13 protein-coding genes are annotated in these 14583 nt (G+C 65.3%); 8 read left to right on the forward strand and 5 right to left on the reverse strand.

All coding sequences use genetic code 11. The features are described 5' to 3' along the window. Position 1: 1 nt before the first annotated feature. The 7 genes from ACTJKL_RS03150 to ACTJKL_RS03180 are packed head-to-tail and all read left to right on the forward strand — an operon-like array spanning position 2 to position 7304. Positions 2-934: a phosphoglycerate dehydrogenase gene (locus ACTJKL_RS03150; RefSeq protein ID WP_440852151.1), complete on the forward strand. Its 933-nt coding sequence runs from the start codon at positions 2-4 to the stop codon at positions 932-934. After that, positions 931-1791 (forward strand): MBL fold metallo-hydrolase, encoded by an 861-nt coding sequence (locus tag ACTJKL_RS03155; protein WP_440852152.1) that lies wholly within the window; start codon positions 931-933, stop codon positions 1789-1791. Before ACTJKL_RS03150 ends, ACTJKL_RS03155 begins: the two co-directional genes overlap by 4 nt. A gap of 12 nt (positions 1792-1803) precedes the next feature. After that, on the forward strand, positions 1804-2694 hold the full coding sequence (locus ACTJKL_RS03160; RefSeq protein ID WP_411921540.1) for an SIS domain-containing protein: 891 nt from the start codon (positions 1804-1806) through the stop codon (positions 2692-2694). Between the two features lie 2 nt (positions 2695-2696). After that, the gene (gene deoC, locus ACTJKL_RS03165; protein WP_440852153.1) at positions 2697-3437 is read left to right on the forward strand and encodes a deoxyribose-phosphate aldolase; all 741 of its coding nucleotides are present in this window, start codon (positions 2697-2699) and stop codon (positions 3435-3437) included. Between the two features lie 4 nt (positions 3438-3441). Continuing rightward, positions 3442-4989 (forward strand): xylulokinase, encoded by a 1548-nt coding sequence (locus ACTJKL_RS03170; protein ID WP_440852154.1) that lies wholly within the window; start codon positions 3442-3444, stop codon positions 4987-4989. Further along, on the forward strand, positions 4986-6515 hold the full coding sequence (locus ACTJKL_RS03175) for a xylulokinase (RefSeq protein WP_440852155.1): 1530 nt from the start codon (positions 4986-4988) through the stop codon (positions 6513-6515). The genes ACTJKL_RS03170 and ACTJKL_RS03175 overlap by 4 nt, the downstream gene beginning before the upstream one ends. 30 nt (positions 6516-6545) lie before the next feature. Next, positions 6546-7304 (forward strand): SDR family NAD(P)-dependent oxidoreductase, encoded by a 759-nt coding sequence (locus tag ACTJKL_RS03180; RefSeq protein WP_026168682.1) that lies wholly within the window; start codon positions 6546-6548, stop codon positions 7302-7304. Between the two features lie 240 nt (positions 7305-7544). Here the strand turns inward: ACTJKL_RS03180 and ACTJKL_RS03185 are convergent, their stop codons facing one another. Genes ACTJKL_RS03185 through ACTJKL_RS03200 form a run of 4 tightly spaced genes read right to left on the reverse strand, consistent with a single transcriptional unit; the run spans position 7545 to position 11887 of the window. Next, positions 7545-8537 carry an ABC transporter permease gene (locus tag ACTJKL_RS03185; protein ID WP_440852156.1) on the reverse strand — a complete coding sequence of 331 codons (993 nt, stop codon included), beginning with the start codon at positions 8535-8537 and terminating at the stop codon, positions 7545-7547. Continuing rightward, the gene (locus ACTJKL_RS03190) at positions 8534-10039 is read right to left on the reverse strand and encodes a sugar ABC transporter ATP-binding protein (RefSeq protein ID WP_440852157.1); all 1506 of its coding nucleotides are present in this window, start codon (positions 10037-10039) and stop codon (positions 8534-8536) included. Before ACTJKL_RS03190 ends, ACTJKL_RS03185 begins: the two co-directional genes overlap by 4 nt. A 54-nt stretch (positions 10040-10093) precedes the next feature. Then, positions 10094-11059: a substrate-binding domain-containing protein gene (locus ACTJKL_RS03195; RefSeq protein WP_440852158.1), complete on the reverse strand. Its 966-nt coding sequence runs from the start codon at positions 11057-11059 to the stop codon at positions 10094-10096. 57 nt (positions 11060-11116) lie between these two features. After that, entirely contained in the window at positions 11117-11887 is a 771-nt protein-coding gene (locus ACTJKL_RS03200; RefSeq protein WP_411933757.1) for an SDR family NAD(P)-dependent oxidoreductase, read from the reverse strand. Between the two features lie 499 nt (positions 11888-12386). On the opposite strand from ACTJKL_RS03200, the gene ACTJKL_RS03205 reads away from it, so the two are divergent. Then, positions 12387-13121, forward strand: coding sequence for a GntR family transcriptional regulator (locus ACTJKL_RS03205; protein ID WP_440852159.1), 735 nt, complete (start codon positions 12387-12389; stop codon positions 13119-13121). 16 nt (positions 13122-13137) lie between these two features. On the opposite strand, the gene ACTJKL_RS03210 is transcribed toward ACTJKL_RS03205, so the two are convergent. Further along, positions 13138-14571: a xylulokinase gene (locus tag ACTJKL_RS03210; protein ID WP_440852160.1), complete on the reverse strand. Its 1434-nt coding sequence runs from the start codon at positions 14569-14571 to the stop codon at positions 13138-13140. Positions 14572-14583 lie beyond the last annotated feature (12 nt).

Consider the following 14583-nt stretch of genomic DNA (forward strand, 5'->3'; position numbering starts at 1 on the left):
CGTGAAGCGCATTCTCGTGACACCCCGTTCGCTCTCCCTCGCCCCGCCGCCGGAACTCGAGCCGCTTCGGCAGGCCGGATTCGAGCTCGTATTCTCGACGCCTGGCCGTATGCCGGACGAGGCCGAACTGATCGATCTCGTGCCAGGCTGTGTCGGCTGGCTGGCGGGCGTCGAGCCCGTTTCCGGCAAGGTCATCGCCGCCGCCGACAGTCTGCGGGCGATCAGCCGCAACGGCACCGGCATCGACAATCTGCCGCTCTCCCTGCTCGAGGGACGGGGCATACGCGTCCTCAAGGCCGAGGGCGCCAACGCAGTCGGCGTGGCGGAACTTGCGGTCGGGCTTATCCTTGCCGCCCTACGTCACATTCCAACCGAAACCGCCGGCATCCGCGCCGGCGGCTGGCCCCGCTCGCGCGGCAAGGAAATCGCCGAACGCAGCGTCGGGATTATCGGTTGCGGCGCGATCGGAAAGCGCGTCGCACGCGCCGTCTCGGCGATGCGGGCCAGCGTCATCGCCCATGATCCGTTCCGTCCGAATGTCGAAGTGTATGGCCCGTTCAAATGGGGGAGCCTCGACGAGGTCTTCGCGGAGGCGGACATCGTCTCACTGCACTGCCCGGCACCGGCCGATGGCCGGCCGATCGTCGATGCGGCGCGTCTGGCGGCAGTGCCCCCGCACGCCATCCTCATCAATACCGCGCGCGCAACACTGGTGGACGAGGAGGCGGTGCGCGCCGCACTCGACGAGGGCCGGCTGCAGGCCTATGCGACCGATGTCTTCGTCGAGGAACCGCCGGCGGCCGGCTCCCTTGCCAGCCATCCGCGCGTCATCGCCACCAGCCATATCGGCGGCTTGACCGACGAGAGCGTCAGCAAGGCGACCGCGATTGCGGTGGCCAACCTTCTCTCGGCCTTGGAGGAGGAGAGCGCATGATGTCGCTGTCGCCCGTGCCCTTTTCGGGTTCGCTTACCGAGCGGCTCGCCGTGCCGCCGGCCGACGGCATCCGCTTCTACTGGCTCGGGCAGGCCGGTTTCGTGATCGCGACGAACCGTTTCCGCATCGTCATCGACCCCTATCTCTCCGACAGCCTCGCGGAAAAATACCGCGGCCAGCGCTTCGAGCACGACCGCATGATGGCGGCCCCGGTCGCGCCGTCCGGGCTCGGCCCGGTCGACCTCGTGCTCGTGACCCATCAGCATACCGACCACATGGATCCACAGACCCTCAGGCCGATCGCCGCGGCCAACCCGGATTGCCGCTTCGTCGTGCCCCGCGCCGCGCTGGCTGCCGCGCAGGAGCGTATCGGCGTCGGGCCGGGACGGCTTATCGCAGTCGACGCGGGCGAGCACATCGAACCTCTTGCCGGCCTCGGCGTCACCGCAATCCGCGCCGCACATGAAACACTCGAACGCACCCCCGAGGGCTGGCACAGGTTCCTCGGTTATGTGATCGCGGCCGAGGGTGCACGCCTCTACCATTCCGGTGACACGATCCCTTACGAGGGACTCGTCGAGGAGGTGTCGCCCCTCCGGGTCGACCTGGCGCTCCTGCCGGTCAACGGCCGCCGCGCCGAACTTACGCAGGCCGGCATTGCCGGCAACCTGACGCTGGACGAAGCATGCCTGCTGGCGGAACGGATCGGCGCATCCGACATGATCGCCCATCACTACGGCATGTTCGCCTTCAATACCGAAGACCCCCGGGTGATCGACGCCAAATCGGCGGCCGCCGATTGCAGGGTACGGCTCCATCGGGCAAAGCTGTCGGTCGAATACCGACTGTCCAAGTAACCGGGGATCTCCATGTCGACCAATGCGCTCCAGCCCAAAACGATCGGCGGCAACAACAACATACTCGAAGTCATCAGGCTGAAGCGCGCGGACTTGCGCAAGTCGGACCGCAAGGTCGCCGAACTCGTTCTGGCCGATCCGAAGCGCGTCATCAATGCGACCATCGCCGAGGCGGCGGAATGGGCGGAGGTGAGCCAGCCGACGGTGATCCGTTTCTGCACCTCGATCGGCTGCACGGGATACCAGGACTTCAAGCTCCGCCTCGCCCAGAGTCTCGCGCTCGGCATGTCCGCGACCCACTCGGTCATCGACGCCGGCGACAATCCGGCCAAGGTATCGGAGAAGATCTTCGACTATACGATCACCAGCCTCGACTGGGTGCGCAATCATCTCGACCCGGTCCAGGTCGACCGAGCCGTCGACGCGCTTGCCAAGGCCAACCGCATCGAGTTCTTCGGCTTCGGCGCATCGGGCATCGTCGCACGCGACGCCCAGCAGAAGTTTCCCCTCTTCGGGGTCCCCTGCGGCGCGGAAACAGACGCCCACCAGCAGATCATGGTCGTTTCCATGCTGAAGCCCGGCGACGTCGCGGTCGTCATCTCCAATACCGGCGCGACGCTGGCGATCATCGAAACCGCGCGCCGGGCGCGCGAGAGCGGCTGTCTGGTCATCGGCATCGTCGGGTCGGACGGCCCGCTTGTCGAATTCTGCGATATCGTGCTGATGGTCGAGACGCTGGAAAACACCAACATCTACACGCCGACGATCTCCCGCATCGCCGCGCTGACGGTCGTCGACATCCTGTCCACCAGCGTCGCACTGCGCCGCGGCGCTGAACATGTCGATCTTTTCACCGGCATGAAGCGCAATCTTCGTTACCTACGCACCAGCACAGAGACATAGAGATGAACGACACCCGCCGCCAGCCGCCGGCCTCCCTCGCCCCTCGCGATCTCGCCGCCTTGATCGATATCAGCGCCGTTCAGGCCTTCCACACGGAAGCGGACGTGCGGGAACTGGCGGAAATCGCGGTTGCGGAAGGGTTCATCGCTGCGCATGCCCTGCCGAATTTCGTGCCGCTGCTGCGAAGCCTCGTCCCCTCGGGCGGCCTGACGCTTGTCGGCGGTCCGGTGGGCTTCCCCTCGGGAGGCCACAGCACCCGAACCAAGACCGCCGAGGCTGTGGAGCTTGCCGGGAATGGCGCGCAGGAACTCGACATGATGATCAATGTCGGCCGCCTCAAATCCGGCGACTTCGGCTATGTCCGCAACGAGATACGCGCCGTCGCAGAGGCTATTGCCCCGGTGCCGCTCAAGGTCATCCTGGAGCTCGCCCATCTGACGGACGAGGAGATCCGGACGGCTTCGGCGATCGTAGCCGAAAGCGGAGCCGCCTTCGTGAAGACCGGCACCGGCTGGACGCCGACCGCCACGACGCTGGAAAAGCTGAAACTCATCGTCGATAGCGTTGGGGGCGCGGTGGAGATCAAGGCCTCCGGCGGCATCCGTTCGCTCGATGCCGTCGCCGGCATGATGCGTCTGGGCGTCACCCGGTTCGGCATCAATACGCAGGTCGCCGTCGACCTCGTGCGCCAGTGCGCCGCCCTGCCCGGCGGCCGCCTCGACATTGCCGGTAAGGCGGGCTGACGCCATGGGCGACACCGTTGCGGCATTCGACCTCGGAACCGGCGGTGTCAAGGCCGCGATATTCCGTCCGGACGGGACCTGCATTGCGGAAGAGGTGGTTTCCTACAGAACGTTCTACCCCTCGTCCTCCTGTCACGAGCAGCGCCCCGAAGACTGGTGGGAGGCAATTTGCGCCAGCCTCCGGATTCTGTTCGAGAATGCCGCGGTAAAAGCCGGCGACATCCGTGCCATTGCCGTTTCCGGCCACAGCCTCGGCTGCCTTCCGCTCGACGAAAACGGCGCGCTGCTGCAGGAATTCGTACCGATCTGGTCCGACGGACGCGCCGTCGCGGAAGCGGAGGATTTCTTCACGCGCGTCGATCCGGACACCTGGTACCGGACGACCGGCAACGGTTTTCCGGCCCCCCTCTACACCGTGTTCAAGGCCATGTGGCTGCGCCGGAACGCACCCGACATCTTCGCGCGGACACGGACGATCATCGGCACGAAGGACTACATCAACCTGCGGCTGACCGGCCGCATCGCCACCGATCCGTCCTATGCTTCGGGCACCGGCGTCTATGACCTCAAAGCGGGGCGCTATGCCTGCGAACTTGTCGAAGCGGCGGGACTGGGCCGGGACCTGTTCGCGCCCATCATCGCCTCCACCGATGTCCTCGGCGAGGTCCTGCCCGACATTGCCGAACGGCTCGGTCTCTCCCCCGGGGTGAAAGTGGTCGCGGGCGGCGTCGACAACAGTTGCATGGCGCTTGGCGGCCGCACCTTTCTCGAGGGCGACGCCTATGCCTCGATGGGCTCGTCGAGCTGGATCACCGTTTCGACTTCGGAGCCACTCCTCGACGATCGGGTGCGTCCCTTCGTATTCGCCCATGTGGCGCCGGGCATGTTCATTTCGGCGACCTCGATCTTTTCCTCGGGCACGAGCTTCAACTGGGTGACGGACACGCTGCTGCCGGACGTGAAGCATGCGGCCGAAGTTGCAGGCATGGACGTCCATGACGCGCTCTTCCGGCTCGCCGGCGAGGCTCCGGCCGGTGCGCGCGGCCTGATCTTCGTGCCGACGCTCGGCGGCGGCACGAGCTTCGAGGGCGGACCGGCAGTGCGCGGCGGCTTCGTCGGGCTCGACCTGCAGCACGGCCGTGCCGACATCCTGCGCGCGACGCTCGAGGGTGTGGCACTCGGGCTGCGGATCGCATTGGACGAGTTGCGCCGCATGACTGTCATCGGCCCAGAAATGATCATTGTCGGTGGCGGCGCGCGCAGCGCCTTCTGGCGGCAGGTCTTCGCCGACGTCTTCGACTGCACGATCGTCAAGACGCGGGTCGATCAGCAGGCGGCGGCACTCGGTGCTGCGGCGTTGGCCTTCGTCGGCATGGGGCTGTGGGAGGACTTCCTGCCGATCCGCGGACTGCACGTTCCGGAAGGAGGCAGCGAACCCGCGCCGGATGCACGCACGGTCTACCGGGCCGCGCTTGCTGCCTATCGCCTCGCGGCCGAGCAGCAACACGAACTGTCCGGCGCACTCGCCGCATTGAGGGAGGCCGCAACATGACCGGAGAACTCTTTCTGGCGATCGACGTCGGTACCGGGAGCGTGCGGGCGGCGCTCATCGACACCAGCGGGAACATCGTCGAAATCGCCGCGCGCGAGCACGACCAGATCGTGCCGCAGTTCGGCTGGGCAGAGCAGCGACCGCTCGACTGGTGGGAGGGGGCCTGCATCGCCATCCGAACCGTGCTCGACAAGGCCGAAGGCGCGCGCGAGCGCATCTCCATCGTCGCCGTATGCGGCCAGATGCACGGTCTCGTGCTCATCGACGATGCCGGGCAATTGACGCGCGATACCGCACCGCTCTGGAACGACAAGCGCACACTGAACCTCGTGCGCCGTTTCGAGGCGGAGAACGAGCCCGGCAGCTATCTCGCCGAAAGCGGCAACACGCCGACGCCGGCCTGGCCGGGCTTCAAGCTGCAATGGGTCCGCGATGCCGACCCTGAGGCCTATCGGCGCAGCGCCGTCGCCATGATGCCCAAGGATTACATCAACTTCCGGCTGACCGGCGAGATCGCCATGGATACCGGCGACGCCTCCTGCAGCTTTCTGATGAACCCCGCAACGCTCGCCTGGTCGCCGGCGATGATCGAGCGAATGGGGCTTGATGCCCGGCTGCTTCCGCCCATCCGCAACCCCCTGGAAATCATCGGCCGCGTCACGGACCAGGCCGCGCTCGCGACAGGACTGAACGCCGGCACCCCCGTCATGGTTGGCGGAGCGGACTATCCGGTGGCGCTGCTCGGCTCGGGGGTCTGCCGGCCCGGCCTCGGATCGGACAGCACGGGCACCGGTGCCATCGTCACGATGATCGCCGACAAGCCCTTGCTGGATCCGGAGATTTCCAACGTCGCCACCATCGAAGGCAACTGGGCGCCCTTCGTGCTCCTCGAAACCGGCGGCGACGGCATGCGCTGGGCGCGGCGCGCCTTCCATGACGGCGCGCTGAGCTACGGCGACATCGTCGCGCGCGCCGAGAAGGCGCCGGCCGGCTGCGAGGCACTGCTGTTCATGCCGTTTCTCACCGGCGAACGCCTCGGTCAGCATCGCAATGCGCGGGCACAGTTCTTCGGCCTCGGCGCCGGACACGGCATGGAGCACCTGCACCGGGCCATCCTGGAAGGGATCGCCTTCGCCATGGCCCGCCATATCCGTATCATGGAGCACAGCTCGGGCAAGCGCCTGGAGCGCATGATAGCGGCGGGCGGCGGTGCCCGCACGAAGCTCTGGCTCAAGATCAAGGCAAGCGTCTTCGACACACCGGTGATGGTGCCGCAAGAGCCGGAATGCGGCCTCATGGGCTGCGCGGCCATGGCCGCGACCGCGACAGGCCGCTTTTCCCGGCCGGACGACGCGGCGGACGCCTATGTGCGTTATGCGGAAGAAATCGCGCCGGACCCCGCATGGGTCGAGGTCTACAGCCATGTCCAGCCGGTTTTCGAGCGGCTCTATCATCACAGCATGGCGCTTTATGACGACATGGATGCGCTTGCCGCCCGGATCCATCCGGCCGGCACGCGGACCTGAACAACGACTATCATGCCTGAGGAGGAATTCATGAAAGACATCGTCGATACGTTTCGTCCGGACCTTTTTGCCGGCAAGGACATTCTCGTCACCGGCGGTTCGTCCGGCATCGGCCTTGCCATTGCACAGGGCTTTGCCCGGCTCGGCGGCTCGGTCATCGCACTCGGCAGTTCGGAAACAAAGCTCAAGGCTGCCGCGGCCGATCCCCAAAACGAGGCAATCCGCTTCGAGCGTGTCGACGTGCGCGACCCGGCAGCGATCAACGCCTTCGCCAGGACGCTGAGCAAGCTCGACGTTCTGGTCAACGGCGCAGGCATTGCCCGGCCCGAGTCGGAATTCGAGGACGCCACCTACATGGAGGTGATGGACGTCAACCTGAATAGCCAGATGCGCTTTGCCATGGCCGTCCTGCCGCTCCTGAAGGCCTCGCGCGGTGTCATTCTCAACACGGCCTCGATGCTGAGCTATGTCAGCGATCCGCTCGTGCCGGCCTATGGCGCCAGCAAGTCGGGCGTGCTCGGCCTCACACGCCATCTTGCCCACGCCTTCGGCCCCGACGGCATCCGCGTCAACGCCATCTCCCCCGGTTACCACAAGACCGACATGACGAAGGGTCTTTGGACCGACCCGGTGCCGGCGGAGAAGATCGCCCAGCGTTCGGCGCTCAAGCGCTGGGGCACCGTGGACGACCTGGTCGGAACCGCCCTCTTCCTCGCCTCGCCGGCCGCGGAATTCATCACCGGCGCGGACTTGCCAGTCGATGGCGGTTTCGTGGTCGGCGGCTTCTAGATCAAGGTGATTTCAGGTCGGATCGAGCTGAAATCATGAGCGTAATCTATTCCAAGAGTTAGGGGGATGCGGGCAAAGCGCGCACACTTTTCCTCGTCCCGCTCTGGCTGACTTGCCCCTCATCCGGCCTGTCGGCCACCTTCTCCCCGCAAGCGGGGCGAAGGGACCCGTGGCGAGCGCCTCCGCCGCCATGATCACCAGCGTCGGGCGGGGCACGTCGCCTCGCCCGCTTTGCGGGGCCTAACGGCGCGACCGGGCGGTGACGAACTGTATGAGCATTGCCAGGATGATGATCAGTCCGAGATAGACGTTCTGGTGATAGCCCGGCACGCCGGCGAGGTTCATGATGTTGGTGATGATACCGAGGATCAGCGCGCCGAGCAGCGTGTTGAACATGCCGCCGCGCCCGCCCATGAGGCTCGCGCCGCCGATGACGACCGCCGCGATGACATCGAGCTCCGCACCGACACCGACCTGAGGCGTGCCGATGCCCGTCCGGCCCGCGGCGACGATGCCCGCGACCGCGGCGAGTGCGCCGCTGATGACATAGACCGACAGGACATAGCGCTCGACCGGCACGCCGGAGAGCCGCACGGCCTCCTCGTTCGAGCCGATCGCGGTGACGATGCGGCCGAAGCTCGTATAGAGCAGCACCACGCCCCCGATTGCATAGATGACCAGCATCAGGATCGCTGGCTGTGGAATACCGAAGAGAAAGCCGCTGCCGAAATCGACGAGCGACGCGCCGGGCGATCCCATGGTGATCGGGCGCCCCCCACTGATGATCAGCGAGATGCCGCGGGCGATCGCCATCATCGCCAGCGAGATGACGAAGGACGGCAACCGCATGTAGGCGACGAAGAAACCGGTGACCACGCCACAGGCGGCGCCGGTCAGAATGACCAGCAGGATCGCCATCGGCACGCCATAGCCCTGTGTTGCGACAAGGTGGGCGCAGAGCACCGATCCGACGGCGGCGATGGAGCCGACCGAAAGGTCGATGCCGCGCGTGAGCACGACGAAGAGCATGCCGACGGCCATGATGCCGGCGCCGGAGGCGACCTGGCGCACGACGTTCATCAGGTTGCGCTCCGTCAGGAACGCATCGGACCAGAAGGACGCGACGACCACCAGCACCAAGAAGATGCCGAACGTACCGTAGTGGCGGATCGCGTCCAGAACGCGCGGCGTAAACGACGAGGGCGCGGCGGCGCTTGCGGACGTAATGCTCATGGGCTTGTCTCATTCCTTTCCCGGCCCGACCGGGTCATTGCCAGCGTCAGCAATTGCTGCTCGGTGAACTGGCTTTCAGTGAGTTCGCCGACGATGGCCCCTTCCGCCATCACGAGAACGCGGTCGCAGATGCCGAACAGTTCCTGATGTTCGGACGAAATAACGAGGATTGCTTTCCCGGCTTTGGCGAGGTCGTTGATCAGATTGTAGATCTCGCCCTTCGCCCCGACGTCGACGCCGCGCGTCGGTTCGTCGAGGATGAGCAGGTCGCAATCGGCGTGGAACCATTTGGCAAGCGCCACTTTCTGCTGGTTGCCGCCCGAAAGACTCGAAACCGGCGCGTCGACGCTCGACGCCTTGAGCCGCATCTCGGCGCCAAGCGCCACGGCGACCTGCCGCTCCTTGCCTACGTCGAGGAAGCCGAGACCGGATATGCTGCGGATCTTGGCAAGCGTCGTGTTGATCCGGATCGGCGCATCGAGGATGACGCCCTGCTGCTTGCGGTCTTCCGGAACGAGGCCGATGCGGGCGCGCACGGCCTCGCGCGGTGAGGAGAGATGGAGCGGTTTGCCGTTGAGTTCTACAGTGCCCGAATCCATCTTGTCGGCACCAAAGACGAGGCGAGCGACTTCCGTACGGCCCGAACCGACGAGACCGCCGAGGCCGACGACTTCGCCGGCGCGAACCGAGAAACTGACGTCGCGGACCTTGCGGCCGCGCGCAACGTTGCGCACACGGACGATCACGTCACCCGGAACACGCCCGGCCTTGGATGGAAAAAGCGCGGACATCTGCCGCCCGACCATGCGTGCGATCACCGCGTCGACATCCGTGGCGGAGGTCTCCAGCGTTTCCACATGCGAGCCGTCCTTCATGACGGTGATGCGGTCTGAAAGGTCGAAGACCTCGTTCAGACGGTGCGAGATGTAGACGACACCGGTACCGCCCGCGCGCAACTCGCGGATGATCGCGAGCAGGCGCTCGGCATCGCTGTTGGCAAGCACCGCGGTCGGCTCGTCGAAGACGATGATGCGCGCCCGGTTGGAGAGCGCCTTGGCGATTTCCACGACCTGCTGGTGAGCGACTGTCAGGCGTCCGGCGTGCGTGGTGGGGTCGATGTCGAAGCCGAGACGTTCGAGGATTTCGCTGGCTGCCTTGCGCAGCCGGCGGTGATTGACGATGCGCGGCAGGCGCCCGAGAAAGATGTTTTCCGCGACCGTCAGGTCGGGCGCCAGCGCCAGTTCCTGATGGATCACCGAAATACCCCGGCCGGCGGCGTCCCGCGGGGCGGAGTGCTGCGTCGTCTCGCGGTGAATGCTGACGGTCCCGGAGGTCGGCTTCATTTCGCCGGCAAGCACGCGCATCAGAGTGGATTTTCCCGCGCCGTTCTCACCGACCAGCGCATGGACTTCGCCGGCCCTCAGGTCGAAGTCGACGCCCTTCAGGGCCTGTACTCCGCTAAAGTTCTTGCTGATGCCGGACAGTCTGACAAGTACGGTCATTGGCTCTCCAAGGGATGCACCGGAGACCCGGTGCATCCCTTTCTTCATTGTCGATCAGAATACGGACTGCGGGTTGTAGTATTTGTCGACGTTGTCCGCGGAGATGACGTCGGCCGGTGTCAGGTGCAGCTTCGGGAAGTCGGCCGGAAGCTCGCCCTTGAAGGCCTTGTAGGCGATATCGAAGGCTGTTCGTCCGACGAGGTCCGGATCGTTTAGGCCGGTGGCGCCGTAGGTCCCTTCCTTGACCATCTCCAGCGCCTGGCGCTGCCCGTCGGCCGCGGCGGCAAACAGGATGCCATCGAGACCGGCAGCCTTCGCGGCTTGAACCGCGCCGAGGACCATGGAGTCGTTTTCGCCGACAACGAGGTTGGCGTCCGGATGGGCCTGGAACAGGTCTTCCGCAGCCTTCAGACCGCCGTCCGTCGCCCAGTCGCCCCAGCCCTGGCCCAGAACCTGGAGGTTGACCGCACCTTCGTTGACGAGCTGGCCTTCCACGATGCCCTTGATGACGCCCATGCGGCGATCGAGGCCGCCGGGATTGCCCTGGTTGCCGGACAGGAGGAGCATCTTGATCGGCGTGCCCTTCATCTTCTTGGCGATCCAGTCGCCGACGAGACGGCCGTTCTCGTCATTCGAGGAACGGACCTGGGTGACGACGTTGGCCTTCGGGTTCAGCGTGGAATCCATCACGACGACCTTCACGCCGGCTTTGGTAGCGGCGTCGGCGACCGGAACGAGCGCCTCCTGGTCACGCGGGTTGAGGATCAGGATGTCGATTCCCTTGGCGATCATGTCTTCGACATCGTTGATCTGCTTGGAAAAATCATTCTGGCTGTCCGCCGTCGTGATTTCGCAACCCTGGTCCTTGGCTGCCTTTTCAACCGCAGCGACCTGCGCCGCGAAGTAGGGCGCATTGAGCGAGGGCATGGTGAGGCCCACCTTGCACTCCTCGGCCACGGCAGCAGAGGTCAGGCCGAACAGGGCCACGGACCCTGCCAAAAGCGTCTTGATGCGGGACATTGTAACTCCTCCTTGTTGATTGCTATTCGTTCGTTCCGGCATCCGGCATGGATGCGATCACCAGAGCGTGTATCCTCCATCCGCAAGCACGATCGATCCGGTCATCAGGCTGGCCGCCCGGGAGGACAGGAAGAGGATCACGCTTGCGACCTCGTGGTCCTTGCCCATGCGCCCCATGGGCGTGGAATCGAGCCAGCGGTCGAGCATGGGCCTGTCGTTCTCGACGAGCGCATTGAGCGGCGTTTCGATGTAGGTGGGCGCGACCGCGTTGACCCGCACGCCACGCGGCGCCCATTCGGCGGCGAGTGACTTGGTTAGGTGGTGTACGGCGGCCTTCGAGGCGTTGTAATGCGCCTGCGGCTGGGGTCGGTTGACGATAAAGCCGGACATGGAGCCGACATTGACGATCGATCCGCGGCCGGCTGAAAGCATTTGCCGGCCGAAAGCGCGGCTGCACCAGTAGACGCCGTTCAGGTTGACGTCGATGACCTTGAGCCAGCGTTCGTCCTCCATGTCCTCGGCTGGAATATCACTGAGCGCGATGCCCGCATTGTTGACGAGGATGGAAGCGCCGCCTTTCGCGGTTAGTTCGTCCGCGATCGCCTGCATGCGGGCAGGATCGGTAACGTCGCCCTGGTGCACGGAAACGTCGTAGCCCTTCGCCAGAAGGATTGCATGGGCTTCTTCAAGGAGCGCCGGATCGCGTTCGATGATGGCAAGGCGCGCGCCTGCCTCGCCGAGCGCATCGGCGCTCGCGAGTCCTATGCCGCGTCCTCCTCCGGTGACGACCGCAAGTTCGCCGTCGAGCCTGAAGCGTTCGAGATACACCCCTGTCCTCCCTCTGTACATGTCGCAACCTGACCTAGGAGCGCGCGTTCGGGAGGCCGCGCAACTGCGCGGCCCTCGGATGCGAACCGTCGGTCTTCGATTTGCGGTGCGGGAGCTCGTCGCGCCCGGCACATGTTGCAGGCGGGCCGGCGGCCCGCCTTCCTCCCTGCCCTACTCCCCGTAAGGCAGCCACACGTTCTTCACCTGCGTGGCGCGGGCAAAAACGACCGACCTTCACCCCGCATCGGCGCGATCCGGCACGCATTCTGCGACAGCTTTACTGGGATTCACCTCTGCCACTCCCGTATTTGATGTCCCCGCACAATCTGTTATATCAGAAAGGCTTTTTGTAATGTTGTCCGTACATCGTTACCGGAACGAGTTGTGAGTGTCAACGCCCCGTGCACCCCCGTCTGGGCGCATTTCCAGATGTCCGCTTGTCAGGTCATGGGTATGAGGGGCAGAGTTGTCCGCCACGGTACGAAAGGCAGAGATTCGCATGAGCATCGAACGCAGTTCACCCATCCCACTCTATTTTCAGCTCGCCGGGGCGCTGCGGGCAGCGATCGAATCCGGCGCTTACCCTCCCGGAAGCAAGCTGCCGACCGAAGGCGAGCTCTGTCAGCAGTACCACATCTCGCGCAGCGTCGTCCGGCAGGCGCTTCAGTCGCTTGCCCACGACAATCTCATCGAGACGGAGCGCGGCCGCGGCGCCTTCGTGCTGGAACGCAAGGTGCCGATCGCGCTCGTTCAGCAGCTCGATCCCCTGCTTGAAAGCATGGCCAAGGCCGGGTTCAAGCTGACGACCCGCGTGTTGAAGCAGGAGCGCATCAAGCCGCCCGCCCATGTCGCGGAGCAGATCGGCGAAAACGATGCGGTGTTTCTGGAGCGCCTGCGCTATGCGGACGGGGTAGTTTTCCTCGTGGTGCGCAACTTCCTGCCCTACTCGCGCTTTCCCGATCTGTTGCAGTCGAAGGAGCTCGAGGACGTCTCCCTCTACCAGTATCTTGCCGAGCGCTATAACGCCGTGGCGACGACCGGCAGACGGCAGGTCGAGCTCGCTCGCATCAATGAAGAGGCGATCGCCGCCCAGTTACATGTGGAAATGAACAGTTACGTCCTGTTCAACCGGGAAGTCACCTACGACCAGAACAAGCAGGTGCTCGAATATTACGAGTCCTGGCACCATCCCGATCGGACCCGGCTGACCATCGACCTGCACCGGACCTATTGAGAGCGGCGCGGCATTCTCAGACGTGCTTGAGGCCACGATAGGTGGCGCGAAACCGAAGCAGGAGTGCGTTCAGCCCCTCGAACGGCCGGGGTTCGATCAGACTGCCGGGACGGTCCGGGAACGGGATGTCCTCGATTGAGCGCCAATGGCCGGCAGCCATGCCTCCGAGATAGGCCGCGCCGATCGTGGCATTGCCGAGATCGTGTGCCGGCACAAGCGGCACCTCCAGAATATCCGCCAGCAATTGCTGCCAGCGCGTGTCCGTGCTGCCGCCACCGGTCAGGAGTATCCGATCCGCCGACACACCGACAGCGCGCAGGGCATCCCAACTGTCGCGCACGGCGAGGGCAACGCCTTCGAAGACCGATCGGATCAGTTGGCTGCGCGTGCAGCCAAGGCGCATATAGGCCCAGGCGGCGGAGGCGTTCGGATCGAGCAGCGGCGCTCGCTCTCCCGTCACATAGGGCAAGAAGATGACGCCGCCATTGCCTTCGTTCTCCTCGAAGCCCGCATGGTACATCTCCGGCCAGGAGGCGCCGAGAACGGTGCGGGCCCATTCGAATGCCGTGCCGCCGTTCTGGAGGGCGGCCATCGAGTAGAGATTGCCGCCGATGCCCCGATAACTGTTATAAAAGGGCTGGACCCGCGGTTCGATGGTTTCGACCACCGACATGATCTGGATGCCCGATCCCACCTGGAGGATGGTGGAGCCGGGCTTCGTCTGGCCCATGCCGAACAGGCAGGATGCCGTATCGGAAAGGCCTGCGGCCACCGGCGTGCCGGCAGCAAGGCCAAGCTCTGCGGCCGCGGCTGCACTCAGCCTGCCGGCGACCGAATGGGATTCGACGATGGGCGCAAGGATCGCGGGATCGATCGCCAGGTGGCTGAGGACATCGCTTGCCCAACGGTCGGCCCCGACATCGTAGAGCAGTGTCATCGACGCGTCGGAGGGCTCGGTCGCGGCCTCGCCCGTCATGACGAGCCGCAGCCAATCCTTGGAGGCGAGGATGCGGCGAATCGCACCATAGGTGGCCGCCTCGTTCCGCCTCAGCCACAGAAGGGAGAGACCGGCCATCCCGCTGACGACGGGATTGGCCAGCGGACGCCGCACCGTTTCCGGGAGGGCAAGCACCGCCTCCATCTCGGCGGTCGCACGCTGGTCGGCCCACAGAATGGCGGGCCGCAGCGGCTTGGCGTCTGCACCGATGGCGACAAGTCCGTGTGCCTGGCCCGAAAGGCCGATGCCGCGGACGTCGCCGCCGTGCCCCTCGCAGCAGGCGCGTACGGCCGCCACGGTTTGTGCCCACCAGTCCGCGGGTGACGTCTCGGCATGACCCGGCTTGGGCGAGGAGACGGGATAGGCTCGCGCGGCCTCGGCGACAGCCTTGCCGTCGCCGTCGATCAGAAGCGCTTTGACCGAACCGGTGCCAAGGTCGATGCCGAGATACATGCTTTCCCCGCC

Origin of the sequence: Sinorhizobium sp. 22678 (genome assembly GCF_052044265.1) — a bacterium.
Lineage (GTDB): Bacteria > Pseudomonadota > Alphaproteobacteria > Rhizobiales > Rhizobiaceae > Sinorhizobium > Sinorhizobium meliloti_A.

Coding starts and splice junctions, on each gene's coding strand:
- ACTJKL_RS03155 (WP_440852152.1), top strand. CDS start 931: ATGATGTCGCTGTCGCCCGTGCCCTTTTCGGGTTCGCTTACCGAGCGG.
- ACTJKL_RS03160 (WP_411921540.1), top strand. CDS start 1,804: ATGTCGACCAATGCGCTCCAGCCCAAAACGATCGGCGGCAACAACAAC.
- deoC (WP_440852153.1), top strand. CDS start 2,697: ATGAACGACACCCGCCGCCAGCCGCCGGCCTCCCTCGCCCCTCGCGAT.
- ACTJKL_RS03170 (WP_440852154.1), top strand. CDS start 3,442: ATGGGCGACACCGTTGCGGCATTCGACCTCGGAACCGGCGGTGTCAAG.
- ACTJKL_RS03175 (WP_440852155.1), top strand. CDS start 4,986: ATGACCGGAGAACTCTTTCTGGCGATCGACGTCGGTACCGGGAGCGTG.
- ACTJKL_RS03180 (WP_026168682.1), top strand. CDS start 6,546: ATGAAAGACATCGTCGATACGTTTCGTCCGGACCTTTTTGCCGGCAAG.
- ACTJKL_RS03185 (WP_440852156.1), bottom strand. CDS start 8,537: ATGAGCATTACGTCCGCAAGCGCCGCCGCGCCCTCGTCGTTTACGCCG.
- ACTJKL_RS03190 (WP_440852157.1), bottom strand. CDS start 10,039: ATGACCGTACTTGTCAGACTGTCCGGCATCAGCAAGAACTTTAGCGGA.
- ACTJKL_RS03195 (WP_440852158.1), bottom strand. CDS start 11,059: ATGTCCCGCATCAAGACGCTTTTGGCAGGGTCCGTGGCCCTGTTCGGC.
- ACTJKL_RS03205 (WP_440852159.1), top strand. CDS start 12,387: ATGAGCATCGAACGCAGTTCACCCATCCCACTCTATTTTCAGCTCGCC.
- ACTJKL_RS03210 (WP_440852160.1), bottom strand. CDS start 14,571: ATGTATCTCGGCATCGACCTTGGCACCGGTTCGGTCAAAGCGCTTCTG.